We start from the raw sequence: 15051 nt of genomic DNA, 5'->3' as shown, positions 1-15051 counted from the left end.
CGGCAGAACCTGTCCGAGTTCGCGCCGGACTCCGGTGCACTTCCGCCACGTGACACGGACCGGTCCTCTGCCTACGTTCGGTACATGCTCACGACGTTGCTGGTGGTCGCTGGTGTCCTAGTCGGCCTCGTGGGCCTGCTCGCCCTCATCGTCGGGCTCAGCGCCCGCCCGGCCACCCGGCCCAGCAGCGGGTGGGTCGCCGAGGCCGGCCGGCGGTACCCCGACGCCTGGTCCGCGTCGGTGAACCCCGCGACGTCGGAGCTGCCGACCGCCCGCTGAGGACCCCTCGTCCGCCGTCCCGGCGGCTGCGCACGGCGCGCCGCCGGGACGCGCCGGTGACCGTGCCCGTCCGGGTGTCCGGATCGGTCGCCCTGCGCGATGCTCTCCCCCCACGGCGTCGCGCTCTCCCGCGCGCCGGGAGCACGAGCTCGGCGAGGACGACATGGCGCGGTCGCACAGGTCAGGCCACCCCCACCCCCGGCTGCGCGCCCTGGGCAGCCTCGCGCTGGTCATCCCGCTCACCGGCGCGCTGCTGGCCGCGCTGGTGGCTCCCTGGGTCGTCGGGCCGGGCCTGGCCGCCAGCACCTCCGCCACGCTGCTCGCCCCGCTGCCGGTCGAGCTGACCGACGCCACGCCGCCGCCCAACACCGTCGTCCTGGCCGCCGACGGGTCGGTGATCACGTACTTCTACCGGGACAACCGGACGCCGGTGGGCGCCGATCAAATCGCCGACGTCATGGAGCAGGCGCTGGTCGCCATCGAGGACGAGCGCTTCTACGAGCACAACGGCCTGGACGTGCAGGGCACGCTGCGGGCGCTGGCGCGCAACGTGAGCTCCGGCGACGTCGAGGAGGGCGGCTCGACGATCACCCAGCAGCTGGTGAAGCAGACGCTGCTGCAGACCGCCGTCACCCCCGAGGACCGCCAGGCGGCCACCGAGCAGACGGTGGGCCGCAAGCTGCGCGAGGCCCGGCTGGCCCTGGCGCTGGAGGAGACCTATCCCAAGGAGGAGATCCTCACCCGGTACCTGAACACCGTGTACTTCGGCGAGGGCGCCTACGGCGTGCAGGCCGCGGCCCGGGCCTACTTCGGCGTCGACGCGGCCGACCTCACGCTCCCCCAGGCGGCGATGCTCGCCGGCCTGGTGCAGACGCCGACGTCCGACAGCCCCCTGGTCGACTCCGAGCGCGCCCGGGAGCGGCGCGACGTGGTGCTCGAGCGGATGCAGGCACTCGGGTACATCAGCGAGGACGAACGCGCCGAGGCCGCCGCCGGCCCGGTGGAGACCAACCCGGCGCCGGCCCCGCCCAACGGCTGCGCCGGCGCAGGGGTCCTCGGCGGCTTCTTCTGCGACTTCCTGCAGCAGTACCTCGTCGGCACCCTCGGGATGACCCAGGAGCAGCTCGAGGACGGCGGGCTGACCATCCGCACCACGATGCGCGCCGACCTGCAGCGCTCCGCCGACGCTGCCGTCCTGGCGACCCAGCCGATGGGCGACCCGGTGGCCGCCATGTTCACCGCGGTCGAGCCGGGCACGGGCAACGTGCTCGCGATGAGCGCGAACCGGGTCTTCGGCTTCGACGCCGCGGACCCGGCCCAGTCGTCGGTCAACCTCAACGTGGTCGCCAGCAAGGGCTCCGGCTCCACGTACAAGGTCTTCGTGGCCACCGCGGCCCTGGAGCGCGGCTTCCCGCCCTCGCACACGATCACCACGAGCGACCCCTACACCTCGCGCGTGTACCGCAACGGCCTGGAGCCCTACACGGTCAGCAACGTCGAGGGCACGTTCCCGCCGACGCTGACCATGTACGAGGCGCTGGTCCGCTCCTCGAACACCTACTTCGTGGCCCTGGAGGACGACCTGGGCAGCGTCGAGGGGCCGGTCCGGGTGGCGCAGCGGCTGGGCCTGACCTCCCTCGACCCGGTGGCCGACCAGGTGATCGCCCAGAACCGCGGCTCGTTCACCCTCGGCCCGGAGGCGACCAGCCCGCTCGCGCTGGCCAGCGCCTACTCCACGCTCGCCGCCAACGGCACCCGGTGCACCCCGGTCCCGGTCGTGGAGGTGCTCGGCCGCGACGGGCGGCCGCTGACCCGCGAGGACGGCAGCCCGCTGGGCACCGGCGCCTCGTGCACGCCGGAGGTGGTGTCGCCGCAGATCGCCACGACGGTCAACCAGATGATGGTGGGCGGCTCGTCGCTGCCCTACGGCACGGGCCGGCGGGCCGCGATCCCCGGCCACCAGATCGCCACCAAGACCGGCACCGCCCAGGACCGCGCGTCGGTGTCCTTCGTCGGCTCCACGCCGCGGTACACCGCGAGCGTCATGCTGTTCAACCCGACGGCGAACGTGGACGTCGGCGGTTTCGGCGGCAGCCGCGGCGGCCAGATCTGGCACGACGCCTTCCTGCCGGTCCTGTCGGCCGAGGCGCCGGTGTTCTTCCCGCCGCCGGGCATCCCGCTCCCACCGCCGTCGGGCGGATAGAGGACCCCCCTGCAGGGCCCCGCCCTGCAGGGGGGCCGAGGTCACCTCCGGGTCATCAGCTCCGCGGCGCGCTCGCCGATCGCCACCGCGGTCGCGGCCGGCCCGCGCGAGGTCACCGTGGGCATGACCGAGGTGTCGACCACCCGCAGCCCCTCCACCCCGCGGACCCGCAGGTGCTGGTCGACCACCGCTCCCGGGTCGGAGTCCGGGCCCATCCGCGCGGTGCCGGCGAGGTGGACGGCGGTGGCCAGCGAGCGGCGGATCCAGCGGTCCAGCTCCCGGTCGGAGGCCAGGACGTCGTCGGGCAGCCCGGTCCGCTCGGCGACCAGCGGGGCCATGGCCGCCGTCCGCAGCAGCTCGGCCGCCAGCCGCACGCCGTCCCGCATCCGCCGCCGGTCGGACCCGGTGGACAGGTAGCGGTACTCCAGCCGCGGCTGCACCCGCGGGTCGGTGCTGGTCAAGGTGAGCCGGCCGCGGCTGTCCTCCCGCTGCAGCCCCACGCCGAGGAACAGGTCGTCGCGGTGCCGGGCGGTCTCCAGCAGCCGGTGCGGGGAGACCCCGCGCAGCGCGCGCAGCGCGGCCCCCGGCCGGCGCAGCACGCGCGCCACGCCCACCGACGTCCGGGGCGCCACCACCCGGCTGAACGGCTTGAGCCAGGGCAGCACCTCGAGGTCGTCCGGGGTGTTGAGGACGCCGGACAGCGGGTGCAGGTCCCGCGGCATCGGCAGCCGCCGGGCCGGCCGCCAGGTGACGTAGACGTCGGGGTGGTCGGTGCAGTCCGCGCCCACCCCGGGGACGTCGGCCGCCACGTCCACACCCAGGGCGCGCAGGTCGTCGGCCGGGCCGATCCCGGAGAGCAGCAGCAGCTGCGGCGACCCGACGGCGCCCGCCGCCAGCACCACCTCACCGGCCCGGACGACGCCGTCCGCCGTCTCCACGCCCACCGCGCGGCCGGCCTCGACCACCACGCGGCGCACGTGCACGCCGCCGCGCACGGTCAGCCCGGGGTGCCCGCGGCGCGGGGCGAGGTAGGCCATGGCGGTGTTCACCCGCACCCCGCCGGCCACGTTGAGCGGGACCGGACCCCAGCCGGGCGGCCCGTCGGCGTTCTTGTCCGGCTCGTCGGGGGCCCCGAGCTCCGCCGCGGCCGCGCCCAGCGCGTCGGCCAGCGGGTGCCCGTCCCGGGGGCGGCGCACCGGCACCGGCCCGTCGGCGCCGTGCCCGGGCCGGTCGCCGTACTCGCGGTCGGCCTCCAGCCGGACGAACGACGGCAGGACGGCGTCGTAGGACCACAGGTGGTTGCCCGCGGCGGCCCAGCCGTCGAGGTCGGCCCGCGTGCCGCGGATGAAGTAGCCGCCGTTGAGCGCGCTGGACCCGCCGGCCACCCGCCCCCGGGGCACCGGGAAGGTGACCTCCTCGGTGAGCTCCCCGGTGAGGTCCCAGTTCGCGGGGTGACCCGGGACGGCGGCGGCCATCCGCGCGGCGTTCCGCAGGTCGGGGGGGAAGACCGCGTGGTCGGCGCCGGCCTCCAGCACCAGCACCCGCCGGCCGGCGTCGGCCAGCCGCGCCGCGAGGGGGGCGCCGGACGTGCCGGCCCCCACCACGACGACGTCCCACTCGGCGCCGCTCACAGCCCGAGCGCCTCCGGCAGGTCCAGCCGGCGGACCTTCCCGGTCGAGGTGCGGGGCAGCTCGCCGACCGGGTGCAGGCTCTTCGGCCGCTTGGCCGGCGCCAGCCGCTCGCGCGCCCAGGCGGCGAGGTCGGCGGGGTCGGCGTCGCCCACGTAGGCGGCGACCACCCGCTGGCCCCAGTCGGGATCGGGCACGCCGACGACCGCGCTCTCCACGACGCCGGGGTGCGCGTCGAGCACCGCCTCGACCTCGGCCGGGTAGACGTTGACCCCGCCGGAGATGACCAGGTCCTCGCGGCGGCCGTCCAGCCACACCGTGCCGTCGTCGTCCACCCGGCCCAGGTCGCCCACGGTCACGAGGTCGCCCCGCCAGGCAGCCGCGGTCTTCCCCGGCGCCCGCCAGTACGCGAAGCGGGCCCAGCGCGGCACCGCGCACCACAGCTGGCCGCGCTCGTCGGTCTCCAGCCGACGGCCCGGCCGGGCGCGGCCGACGCTGCCCGGGTGCGCCAGCCAGTCCTCCGGTGAGCAGACGGTGAACTGCGCCTCGGTGGAGCCGTAGAACTCCCAGACGCTGCCCTCGGGCGCCGCGGCGAGCACCGCCCGCTTGAGCGGCTCGGGGCACGGCGCGCCGGCGTGGGCCAGCCGGCGGAAGGACGACCAGTCGACGCCCCGGTGCGCAGCAGCCGCTGCAGGTGGGTGGGCACGCAGAAGGTGGTGGTCGGCCGCAGGGTGGTGATCGCCTCCGCTGCCCGCGCGACGTCGAACGGGCCGGGCAGCAGCACCTCGCCGCCGGCCAGCAGCGTGTGCACGGCGAAGCGCAGCGGGGCGGAGTGGTGCAGCGGGGAGAGCAGCAGGTACCGGTCGGCCGGGCCGAAGCCCCAGAGGTCGATCTCCTCGGCGGCCAGCGCGCGGGCGTCGTCCTCGGCCAGCACGCCGGACCACACGCCCTTGCGACGGCCGGTGGTCCCGGAGGTGTAGTGCATCGGCCGGGCCAGCGGGACGTCGGCCAGCTCGTCCTCGGCGGTGCCGGTGAGCAGCCGCGCCGGGTCGGGGCCGAGGTCGAGCCCCGGATCGGCGTCCTCGGCGAGCGCGGCCCGCTCGGCGGCCGGCAGCGCCGGGTCGAGCACCACGGGGACGACGCCGGTGCGCAGCGCCCCGAGGACGACGGCGAGGAGCTCCGGCGACGCGGCCGCGGACACCAGCAGCCGGTCGCCCGGCCCCAGCCCCGCCGCCCGCAGCGCCGCCGCGGCCCGCCGCTGGTCGCGCTCGCTGGCCGCGGCGCGGACGACGGGCACGTCGGTCACGGCAGGCGCACCCGGTCGCCGTCCACCACCATGTGCCCCTCGGCCGCGAGCTTGGCCAGGGTGGCCCGCGTCGACTCGGCCGCCGCCGGCCACACCTCCCGCGGCACGTCGGCGTAGACGTCGGCCACCAGCTCGTCCACCGTCCCGGCGCCGCGCACCACCGCCGCCAGCAGCTGGCTCTCCCGGAACGCCCGGTGGGCCAGGTAGAAGTCGAGCACCGCGCCCGGGTCCTCGGTCAGCTCCGGGCCGTGCCCGCAGTACAGCGCGCTGGCGCCCAGGTCGTGCACCCGGCGCAGCGACGCCAGGTACGCCAGCACGTCGCCCTCGGGGTGGGTCACCACCGACGTCCCCCGGCCCAGCACGTGGTCGCCGACGAGCACCGCACCCGACTCCAGCCGGAAGGCCAGGTGGTCGGCGGTGTGCCCGGGCGTGGGGACGACGTCCAGCGTGGTGCCGGCCAGTTCCAGCCGTTCCCCGGGCTCGAGCACCCACCCGCCGGGCCCGGCGACCCGGGCGTCGGCCGCCGCGACCTGTGCCTCCAGCCGGACGCCCCACGGGAGGGCCGCCTCGGCGTGGTCGCCGTGGTGGTGGGTGACAAGGACGGCGACGCAGCGGGCGTCCCGCGCGGCCAGCGCCGCCTCGACCGCGGCCAGGTGCGCCGGGTCGTCCGGCCCCGGGTCGACCAGCACCGCCTGCCCGCTGCCGGGGGCACCGACCACGTAGGTGTTGGTGCCGTCCAGGGTCATCGGCGAGGGGTTGGGCGCGAGCACCCGGGTCACCAGCGGCTCGAGGTCCGCCGTCCGCGGCATCGCCCCGGGGGCGGGGAGGTCCCAGGTGGCGCGCGGGTCGATGGGGGTGCGCACGTCGGGCACGGTAGCCGCGCCCGGCCGCCCCGGCGCGACCGGCGGATACCGTCGGGCCATGCGCTCCCCCGCTCCGCTGCTCCGCCGCGCCCTCGCGGGTGCCGCCGCCGTCGTCCTGCTGACCGCCTGCGGCGGGTCGGGGGGCGACGAGCCGGCCGCCGCGTCGGGCACGCCGGCACCGGCGACCTCGTCCTCGGCCCCCAGCAGCGGGACGGCGGCACCCGACCCGGCCGCCGAGGAGTTCTGCGGCGAGATGACCACCGCCTTCACCGAGCTGCAGGGCACCCTCGGCGCGGCCTCCCCCGAGGAGGTGGCCGGGCGGCTGCCGGAGGTCGTGACCAGGCTGGAGCAGGTGGCGGCACCGGCCGAGGTCGCCGGCGACTGGACCGCGCTGCTCGACGGGCTGCGCCGGCTCGCCGACACGGCCGGCACCCTCGACCTCGGCACCCCGGAGGGTCAGCAGGCCTACGCCGACGCGGAGGCGCGGATCGGCGCGGAGCTGGGCGAGGCGCAGAGCGGCCTCACCGACTACGTCGTCGCCAACTGCGGCCTGACCTCGACGGCGCCTCCGAGCTGAGAGACGCCCCCCTGCCCCACTGCTCGCGAGCTCGCGGCGGGCACTGCAGGGGAGCCCGTCTCAACAACCGCTGATGGCGACGCCGCGGGCGCGCATCCACGGCACCGGGTCGACCTGACCGCCGTACATGGCCCCGCCCGGGTGCACCTCGAAGTGCAGGTGCGGGCCGGTGGACTGACCGCGGTTGCCGACCTCGGCGATCAGCTCGCCGGCGACGACCCGCTCACCGCCCCGCACGAAGTACTCGTTGACGTGCCCGTAGACGGTGACCGCGCCGTCGTCGCCGCGGATGTAGACGGCATAGCCGAAGCCGGTCGCCGTCCCGGCCCGCGCGACGACGCCCGAGTGCGCCGCGTAGATCGGCGTCCCGATCGGGGCCGCGATGTCCACGCCGCCGTGCAGGGCGCCCCACCGCAGGCCGTAGCAGCTGGAGGTGCGGCCCGACGTCGGCTTGACGTAGGGGCCGGACCCGCCGGAGCTGCCGGCGCTGGTGGGGCTGCTGCTCGACCCGGAGCCCTGGCTGCGGGCGGCCTCGCGGGCCGCGGCGGCCGCGGCGGCGGCCTCGGCCTCCGCGCGGCGGGCGGCCTCGGCGGCGGCCGCCTCCTCGGCGGCCTTCTGCCGCTGCCACGCCTGGAAGGCGTCGCGCTCACCCTGCAGGCGCAGCAGCTCGACCTCGGCGGCCTGCAGCTGCTGGTCGAGAACGGCCTTCTGCGCGGCGACCTGGTCGTAGGCAGCCTTCTGCGCGGCCAGCTGCTGGTCGGCCTTCGCCTTGGCGGCGGCCGCCGCGGCCTCGGCCTCGGCGGTCCGGTCGCGGGCGGCGCGAGCCGCGGAGTCGGCGTTGGCCTGCTTGACCTGGGCCACCTCGAGCTCGCCGAGGACGTCGAGCTGGTTGGCCGAGACGTAGTCGAGCATCGCGGCCCGCTGGACCAGCTCCGCCGGGCCCTCCGCGTCCAGCAGGACCGCGGCGGTGGAGAGCGTCGTGCCGTTCATGTAGCTGTCGCGGGAGAAGCCGGCGATGCGGGCGAGCGATGCGTCCACGGCCTCGGTGGCGGCCTGCAGCTCCGCCGCCGTCCGCTCCGCCTCGGCCTGCGCCTGCAGGAGGGCCTCCTCCGCGGCCAGGTAGGCGGCACCGGCGGCCTCGGCCTGGACGGCGTACCCCTCCAGCTGCGACTCGGCCTGGGCGACCAGGGCGGCGATCCGGCCGACCTCCGCGGCGGCGGCGTCCTGCGCCGACTGCGCCTGCCCGATCTGCTCGTCGGTGGGGTTGGGCGGCGGCGGCGTGGGGGCGGCCGTGGCGGGCGACACCCCGGTCAGCACCACCGTGCCGGCCACGACACCGGCCAGGAGGCAGCGCGTCACGGTCCCGGGCGTACGCCGGTGAGGACGGCTGTGCAGCATGTCGCTCCCAGGGAAGAGAGGGTGGAGGGGCGGCCCGCAGCGTGACAGCGCCACACCGGTCTCGGAAGTCACCACGCGGCACGGCAGTCACACCGGGCCCACGAGGCACTCGCCCCACTCCTGTCCCTCCTGTTCTCGTCACCCTCCCGGGTGGACTTGAGGCCCCGCCGCGTCCTTTTTCGGCTGCACCCGCTGCAGGTCGGTCCCGAGCTCCGCGTCGTCGGCCCTCGGCCGCGGCGTCCTAGGCTCGCTGTCGTGGACGTACTCGGCTCCGGTCACGAACAGGTCGTCTTCTGCTCCGACCCGGCATCCGGGCTGCGGGCGGTGATCGCGATCCACTCCACCGCGCTCGGGCCGGCGCTCGGCGGGACCCGCTTCCACCCCTACGCGGACGAGGACGCCGCGGTCGCCGACGCGCTCGCCCTGTCGCGGGCGATGTCGTACAAGAACAGCCTGGCCGGCCTGGACCTCGGGGGCGGCAAGGCGGTCATCATCGGGGATCCGCACACCGACAAGACCGAGGCGCTGCTGCGCGCCTACGGCCGGTTCGTGGAGTCCCTGGGCGGGCGGTACCTGACCGCCTGCGACGTCGGCACCTCCAACGCCGACCTCGACGTCGTCGCCCGCGAGACCCGCTTCGCGCACGGCCGGTCGCTCGCCTACGGCGGCTGCGGGGACTCCTCGGTGCTGACCGCCTACGGCGTGTTCCAGGGGATGCGCGCGGCGGCGCAGCACCGGTGGGGCAAGCCCTCGCTGGCCGGGCGCACCGTCGGCGTGGCCGGGGTCGGCAAGGTCGGCAGCTGGCTGGTCGACCGGCTCGTGGAGGATGGTGCCGACGTGGTCGTCACCGACGTCGACGCCGGCGCGGTCGAGCGGGTGCTGGCCCGCCACCCCGCCGTCGACGCCGTGTCCGACACCGCCACGCTGGTCCGGACGCCGACCGACGTCTACGCCCCCTGCGCGCTCGGCCGGGCGCTGGACGACGAGACGGTCGCGGTGCTGGAGGCCGAGATCGTCTGCGGCGGGGCCAACAACCAGCTCGCGCACGAGGGGATCGCCGCCGAACTGATGCGCCGCGGCATCCTCTACGCCCCCGACTACCTGGTGAACGCCGGCGGGGTGATGCAGGTCGAGGACGAGCGGCACGGTCTGCCCGGGGTGCTACCGCTGAGCGGCAAGCCCGGCTTCAGCTTCGACCGAGCCAAGGAGAAGACGGAGCGGATCTTCGACACCACCCTGCGGGTGCTCCAGGTGGCCGAGGAGCAGGGCGTCTCGCCTGCGGTGGCCGCCGACCGGCTGGCCGAGGAGCGGATGGCCGCCGTCGGCCGGCTCCGGGGCATCCGGCTGTCGCGTGACTGGTGAGCGGACGCCGTGACAGAGACGTTCCGCGGACGCTCACGCCGCCCCCCTCGCGGTCGACGTCGACCGGGAACAGCGTGGTGACGCTGACCTCCAGGGCCACGTCGCAGGACTCGGATCCACGGGGATGGTCGGTCCGAGCGCCATAGCGGTCAGGCCGGGCGGTGGTGGTCTCCGATCCGGGACTCCGGGGTCCGCGCAGTGGCTGTGGGCGGTCGGTGGAGGTCGGCGAGCGCGGTGTCCGGGTGTTGCCCGCTCCGGCGGTGGCCGGGGTGATCGCGCGGGTCTGCGGGGATGGCGCCGGTGGTGGCGATCTCGTCGGCGATGTCCCTGAGCTTGCGGTTGGTGCCCGAGGAGATGGTGGCGAGCACGGCGAAGGCCTGCTCGGGCGTGAGCTTGTACCGCTCCATGAGGATGCCCTTGGCCTGACCGATCCGGTCGCGGCTGCGCAGCGCCGCCTCCAGGTGCTCCTCGCGTTCGGCGGCGGCCAGCGCGAGCGCGGCGTGGACGGCGAAGATCCGCGCGATGGCCTCGGAGTCGGTGTCGAAGGCGTGGGGGGTGCTGGCGTAGAGGTTCAGCGCGCCGAGCGTCGAATCCGCGGTGTGGTGCAGCCGCACCGTCAACATGCTGCCCACCCCCTGCTCGCCGGCGGCCGCCGCGAAGCGGGGCCAGCGCGCCTCGGTGGCCACGTCCGGGGCGCGCACCGTCGCGTGCTCGCGGATCGCCGAGTAGCACGGGCCCTCGCCGAGCTGGTCCTGCAGCGCATCCAGGGCTCTGGGGTGTGCCCCGGTGGGCGCCCGGGCCTCGATCCGAGAGCGGTCGACCACGAAACTGATGCCGGCGTCCTCGGCGCCGGGCACGGCGTCCACAGCCGCGGCGGTGATCGCCTCCAGCGTCGTCTCCACCGGCGGGTGCCGCTTCGTGCGCAGCTGGGCCGCCACGTCACACATGACCTGGGCGAGATCGGCCATCACGCACCTCCGGCGCCCCCGCTCCCATTGCGACGAGCCGATGGTGTCAGCCCGACCCTTCGAGCGCAATAGGCGTTGCCGCAAGGACCATTGCGGAATCGCCCGTTGCTGCACCTCCCCTTGCCGCAACAGGCCTTGCGATGCGAAGTATCCTGGGCGCGGGCACCGAGCAGAGGCGTCGCCCCGGACCGACAGGAGACACAGTGCGGCGGCCAGGCTCCTCGGAGGATCCGGCGATGACGGCGCTGGAGGAGGTGTGCGCCACCGCGCGCCAGATGATCACGAATGGCGAGCAGATCCTCGAGCGCGCGGCCTTCGTCCGGGATCAGCGAGCAGCCGGCGCCTCCTACCGAGAGATCGTGCCGGCTGAGCCGCGCCCGTTGATCGTGGAGTTGATCAGCGACACCCTGTCCCAGCTCGCCGACGCCGGGAGTCGCTGGCGACGGGCCGAGGCCCGTGCCCTGCACGATGAGGGTCTGACCATGGACGTGATCGCCCGGCTGTTCGGCGTCACTCGCCAGCGCGTCTCCTCTCTGCTCAAGGGCCCCCTCGACCGCTGATCCGGCACGGCGGGCGAAGCCCGCCGTCGACGCTTCCGGCACAGGTCGAGGGAATCCCCGCGAACGGCAACATGCTGACCCGAGGCCCGTCCCGGGTCCCGCTGCAGCGTCCGGGCGGCGGTGGAGTGGTGTGAACCGGGGCGCTCCGGCTACCGTGTGAGGCAGGTCACCGGGGCAGGCGCCGTTCCCTCCGGCGGCCGAGGTTCCGCTGGTTGAACAGCGGCCAGTGGGGCCGTCTCGTCCACGAACTGCTCGGTCGAACCCTGGCGCGACGGCTCGAGCGTCGATGGGACCACGGGTTTCCCGGAACAGGCCCGGTGCCCGACGCAGCGGAGGCGGTCACCACCGCGAGCGCGCCGAGGCTCGAGCGGCCGCATCTCCGACGTCGCGCTGCGGGTCTTCCGAGGCCGCCGACGCCGACGGCGGCTCCCCCGCCGTGGCCGCCGACCGGCTGGCCGAGGAGCGGATGCGTCGGTCGGCCGACTGGCGCGGATCCGGCTGCCGCGCCGAGGAAGGCCCCCGGTCGGGCGACAGCGGGGGGAGACCCGTGCCGGTCGCCGATCCGTGTCGTAAGCTCGGTCGAGACAGAGACACTCAGTCGGGGTCGCCACGCGGGCCGTCCAGCCCGGAGCTGGGCTCCCGTACTCCGTAACGAGGGGGTCGAGCCGATGGGGCGCGGCCGAGCGAAGGCCAAGCAGACACGCGTGGCCCGTGAGCTCAAGTACAGCTCACCGAACACCGACCTCTCCGCGCTGCAGCGCGAGCTGGCCGGTTCACCGTCGACGTCCTACTCCGCTCCCTCGCGAGCGAGCACGGACGACGACGAGGACGGCGAGTACACCGACCGCTGGGCGGACGACGACTCGGACGACGACTGGGCGGCCAGTCGTTGACCACCGCCTGACCGCCACGGGTTGATCCGACGACACCGCGGCTCCCCTCGGGGGGCTGCGGTGTCGTCGCGCGCAGAGGGTCGAACGCACCCTCCGGCGGCTCAGCGGTAGCTGCCGACCAGCCGGGCGGCGTCCCCGCCCGTGCGCGACCCCACGGCGCCGGCGACCCACGCGGGCACCCCGCGCTCGGCGAGGGCGGCGACGACGTCGTCGGCGACGTCCGGGGCGACGGCGGCGACCATCCCCACGCCGCAGTTGAACGCCCGCTCGGACTCCGCCCGCGGCACGCCGTGCTCCTCCAGCAGCGACACGGCGGCCGGCAGCGCCCACGTGCCGCGGTCCAGCACGGCCGCCAGCCCGCCGGGGACGACGCGGGCGGTGTTGCCGGCCAGCCCGCCGCCGGTGATGTGCGCGTAGGCGTGCACGCCCTCGACGCCGAAGCGCTGCACCAGCGCCAGGCAGTCCAGCGCGTAGATGCGGGTCGGCTCGAGCAGCACCTCCCCCAGCGGGCGGTCCAGCCCGGCCGGCGTGGCGGTCAGGTCGAGGCCGGCGGCCGCGACGACCCTCCGCACCAGGGAGTAGCCGTTGGAGTGGAAGCCGCTCGACGCCATCGCGACGACGACGTCGCCGTCCCGGACCCGCTCGGGCCCCAGCACCGCGTCGGCCTCCACGACGCCGACGGCGGTGGCGGCCAGGTCGTAGTCGTCGGGGGCCATGAGGTCGCCGTGCTCGGCGGTCTCCCCGCCGACCAGCGCGGCGCCGGCCAGCGTGCACCCGGTCGCGATGCCGGTGACGATCGCCGCGACCCGCTCCGGGACGACCCGCCCGCAGGCGACGTAGTCCTGCAGGAACAGCGGCTCGGCCCCGCACGCGACCAGGTCGTCGACGACCATGGCGACCAGGTCGATGCCGACGGTGTCGTGCCGGTGCAACTGGCGGGCGAGGGCGATCTTGGTGCCGACGCCGTCGGTGGAGGAGGCCAGCAGCGGCTTCCGGTACTTCGCCGTGTCCAGCGCGAAGAGCCCGGCGAAGCCGCCGAGGCCACCGACGACCTCCGGGCGGTTCGTCTTCTCGACCGCCGTCCGCATCAGGGTCACGGCCCGCTCGCCGGCGTCGATGTCGACGCCGGAGGCGGCGTAGGTGAACTGCTCGGCCGTGCCCATGGCTCGGCTCCGCCCTCGTTCCGCTCCTCGGTCGCCGGCGCTCCCTGCGAGGCTCACTCGGGCGTCGCTCTCGCTGGTCACGGGCGGGTCAGCGCGTCGTCCGCCCCGCCCTGGACGGTGGCCCTGCCGGCCTGCTGGCCGGTCCACCCGGTGACCGCGCGGTCCTGGTCCACCCGGCGGCCGATGCCCTCGAGGAGGTGCTTGCCGAGGAGCTCGCTCTCGGCCAGCGGGATGGGGTACTCGCCGGTGAAGCAGGCGGTGCACAGCCGGTTGACCGGCTGCTCGGTGGCCGCGATCAGCCCCTGCTCGGAGACGTAACCCAGCGAGTCGGCGTTGATCGAGGCCCGCACGCCGTCGACGTCGAGGCCGTTGGCGATCAGCTCGGCCCGGCTGGCGAAGTCGATGCCGTAGAAGCACGGCCACTTCACCGGCGGCGAGGAGATCCGCACGTGCACCTCGACGGCACCGGCCTCGCGCAGCATGCGGATCAGCGCCCGCTGGGTGTTGCCGCGCACGATCGAGTCGTCGACGACGACCAGCCGCTTGCCGCGGATGACGTCGCGCAGCGGGTTGAGCTTGAGCCGGATGCCCAGCTGCCGGATGGTCTGGCTGGGCTGGATGAAGGTCCGCCCCACGTAGGAGTTCTTCACCAGGCCGATGCCGTAGGGGATGCCCGAGGCCTCGGCGTAGCCGACGGCGGCCGGGGTGCCCGACTCCGGCACGGGGATGACCAGGTCGGCGTCGGCCGGGTGCTCCCTCGCCAGCCGGCGGCCGATCTCGACCCGGGCGGCGTGCACGCCGCGGCCGCTGATCGTGGTGTCCGGCCGGGCCAGGTACACGTACTCGAACACGCAGCCCTTGGGCTCGGCCGGCGCGAAGTGCTGGCTGCGCAGGCCGTTCTCGTCGACGGCGATCAGCTCGCCGGGCTCGACCTCGCGCACGACGGAGGCGCCGACGATGTCGAGGGCCGCCGTCTCGCTGGCGACCACCCAGCCGCGCTCCAGCCGGCCGAGCACCAGCGGCCGCACGCCCTGCGGGTCGCGGGCCGCGTAGAGGGTGGTCTCGTCCATGAAGGTGAAGCTGAAGGCGCCGCGCAGCTGCGGCAGGACCTCCATCGCGGCGGCCTCCACCGAGAGGTCCGGCCGGGAGGCGATGAGCGCCGTCACCAGGTCGGAGTCGGTGGTGGAGGCGAAGGCGCCCGGCACCCCGGCGTCGGCGGCGCGGCTGGCGAGCTCCGCGGTGTTCACCAGGTTCCCGTTGTGGCACAGCGCCAGCCCGGTACCGGCGTCCGTCGTCCGGAAGGTCGGCTGGGCGTTCTCCCACGTGGAGGCGCCGGTCGTCGAGTACCGGGTGTGCCCGACGGCGAGGTGGCCCCGCAGGCTGCCGAGGGTGGCCTCGTCGAAGACCTGGCTGACCAGCCCGAGGTCCTTGTAGACCACCACCGAGGCGCCGTCGGAGACGGCGATGCCCGCCGCCTCCTGACCGCGGTGCTGCAGGGCGTAGAGACCGAAGTAGGTCAGCTTGGCGACCTCCTCCCCCGGCGCCCAGACACCGAAGACGCCGCAGGCGTCCTGGGGTCCGGGGGAATGGGGGTCGAGGTCGTGCGTCAGCCGTCCGTCACCGCGAGGCACTCATCGAGGGTACCGGCGTCGGCCGACCGGTTCCGGACGGGCGGGGTGTCCCTCGCCACCCCGCCCGGCCGGAGCCGCTGGTCATCCGGTCACTGCACGTGGCTGATCTCGGCGGAGATGGTGGTGTCCTCGCCGTGGCCGGTCCTGACCGCGGTGTCGCCGGGCAGGGTGAGCAGCCTCGACCTGATCGAGGTCAGGATGGTGGGCTTGTCGCTGTAGG

The 15051-nt window shown here is 75.4% G+C and carries 14 protein-coding genes; 6 read left to right on the top strand and 8 right to left on the bottom strand.

All coding sequences use genetic code 11. The annotated features are described in order from the left end of the window. The first annotated feature begins 84 nt into the window (after positions 1 to 84). The gene (locus ACI78Z_RS08330; RefSeq protein WP_457036059.1) at positions 85 to 279 is read left to right on the top strand and encodes a hypothetical protein; all 195 of its coding nucleotides are present in this window, start codon (positions 85 to 87) and stop codon (positions 277 to 279) included. Between the two features lie 163 nt (positions 280 to 442). Next, on the top strand, positions 443 to 2482 hold the full coding sequence (locus ACI78Z_RS08325) for a transglycosylase domain-containing protein (protein WP_457036058.1): 2040 nt from the start codon (positions 443 to 445) through the stop codon (positions 2480 to 2482). Between the two features lie 41 nt (positions 2483 to 2523). Here the strand turns inward: ACI78Z_RS08325 and mftG are convergent, their stop codons facing one another. Genes mftG through ACI78Z_RS08305 form a run of 4 tightly spaced genes read right to left on the bottom strand, consistent with a single transcriptional unit; the run spans position 2524 to position 6279 of the window. Continuing rightward, positions 2524 to 4113 (bottom strand): mycofactocin dehydrogenase MftG, encoded by a 1590-nt coding sequence (gene mftG / locus ACI78Z_RS08320; protein ID WP_457036057.1) that lies wholly within the window; start codon positions 4111 to 4113, stop codon positions 2524 to 2526. Further along, positions 4110 to 4469 (bottom strand): class I adenylate-forming enzyme family protein, encoded by a 360-nt coding sequence (locus tag ACI78Z_RS08315; protein ID WP_457036056.1) that lies wholly within the window; start codon positions 4467 to 4469, stop codon positions 4110 to 4112. Before ACI78Z_RS08315 ends, mftG begins: the two co-directional genes overlap by 4 nt. After that, positions 4466 to 5416 carry an AMP-binding protein gene (locus ACI78Z_RS08310; RefSeq protein WP_457036055.1) on the bottom strand — a complete coding sequence of 317 codons (951 nt, stop codon included), beginning with the start codon at positions 5414 to 5416 and terminating at the stop codon, positions 4466 to 4468. The genes ACI78Z_RS08315 and ACI78Z_RS08310 overlap by 4 nt, the downstream gene beginning before the upstream one ends. Then, positions 5413 to 6279, bottom strand: coding sequence for an MBL fold metallo-hydrolase (locus tag ACI78Z_RS08305; RefSeq protein WP_457036054.1), 867 nt, complete (start codon positions 6277 to 6279; stop codon positions 5413 to 5415). The genes ACI78Z_RS08310 and ACI78Z_RS08305 overlap by 4 nt, the downstream gene beginning before the upstream one ends. 58 nt (positions 6280 to 6337) lie before the next feature. Here ACI78Z_RS08305 and ACI78Z_RS08300 point away from each other — a divergent pair, with 58 nt between their 5' ends. Then, entirely contained in the window at positions 6338 to 6856 is a 519-nt protein-coding gene (locus ACI78Z_RS08300; protein WP_457036053.1) for a hypothetical protein, read from the top strand. A 60-nt stretch (positions 6857 to 6916) separates the two neighbouring features. Here the strand turns inward: ACI78Z_RS08300 and ACI78Z_RS08295 are convergent, their stop codons facing one another. Beyond that, on the bottom strand, positions 6917 to 8215 hold the full coding sequence (locus ACI78Z_RS08295; protein WP_457036052.1) for a M23 family metallopeptidase: 1299 nt from the start codon (positions 8213 to 8215) through the stop codon (positions 6917 to 6919). A gap of 294 nt (positions 8216 to 8509) precedes the next feature. Here ACI78Z_RS08295 and ACI78Z_RS08290 point away from each other — a divergent pair, with 294 nt between their 5' ends. Continuing rightward, the gene (locus ACI78Z_RS08290; RefSeq protein WP_457036051.1) at positions 8510 to 9616 is read left to right on the top strand and encodes a Glu/Leu/Phe/Val family dehydrogenase; all 1107 of its coding nucleotides are present in this window, start codon (positions 8510 to 8512) and stop codon (positions 9614 to 9616) included. 149 nt (positions 9617 to 9765) lie between these two features. Here the strand turns inward: ACI78Z_RS08290 and ACI78Z_RS08285 are convergent, their stop codons facing one another. Further along, a complete protein-coding gene (locus ACI78Z_RS08285) occupies positions 9766 to 10584 on the bottom strand; it encodes a GAF and ANTAR domain-containing protein (RefSeq protein WP_457036050.1) in 819 nt (272 codons plus the stop codon). Positions 10585 to 10820: 236 nt separating this feature from the next. On the opposite strand from ACI78Z_RS08285, the gene ACI78Z_RS08280 reads away from it, so the two are divergent. Both ACI78Z_RS08280 and ACI78Z_RS08275 read left to right on the top strand, forming a co-directional pair. Beyond that, complete coding sequence (locus tag ACI78Z_RS08280) at positions 10821 to 11144, top strand: hypothetical protein (RefSeq protein WP_457036049.1); 324 nt, start codon at positions 10821 to 10823, stop codon at positions 11142 to 11144. A gap of 668 nt (positions 11145 to 11812) precedes the next feature. Continuing rightward, on the top strand, positions 11813 to 12037 hold the full coding sequence (locus ACI78Z_RS08275; protein ID WP_457036048.1) for a DUF3073 domain-containing protein: 225 nt from the start codon (positions 11813 to 11815) through the stop codon (positions 12035 to 12037). Between the two features lie 101 nt (positions 12038 to 12138). Here ACI78Z_RS08275 and purM read toward each other — a convergent pair whose 3' ends face one another. Continuing rightward, positions 12139 to 13200, bottom strand: coding sequence for a phosphoribosylformylglycinamidine cyclo-ligase (purM, locus tag ACI78Z_RS08270; RefSeq protein WP_457036047.1), 1062 nt, complete (start codon positions 13198 to 13200; stop codon positions 12139 to 12141). Between the two features lie 77 nt (positions 13201 to 13277). Continuing rightward, positions 13278 to 14831 carry an amidophosphoribosyltransferase gene (purF, locus tag ACI78Z_RS08265; protein ID WP_457036046.1) on the bottom strand — a complete coding sequence of 518 codons (1554 nt, stop codon included), beginning with the start codon at positions 14829 to 14831 and terminating at the stop codon, positions 13278 to 13280. Positions 14832 to 15051: the final 220 nt, after the last annotated feature.

This window comes from Geodermatophilus sp. SYSU D01176, assembly GCF_054050015.1.
The sequence above is the reverse complement of the archived record's forward strand: the minus strand, read 5'-3'. Positions and strand labels throughout refer to the sequence as shown.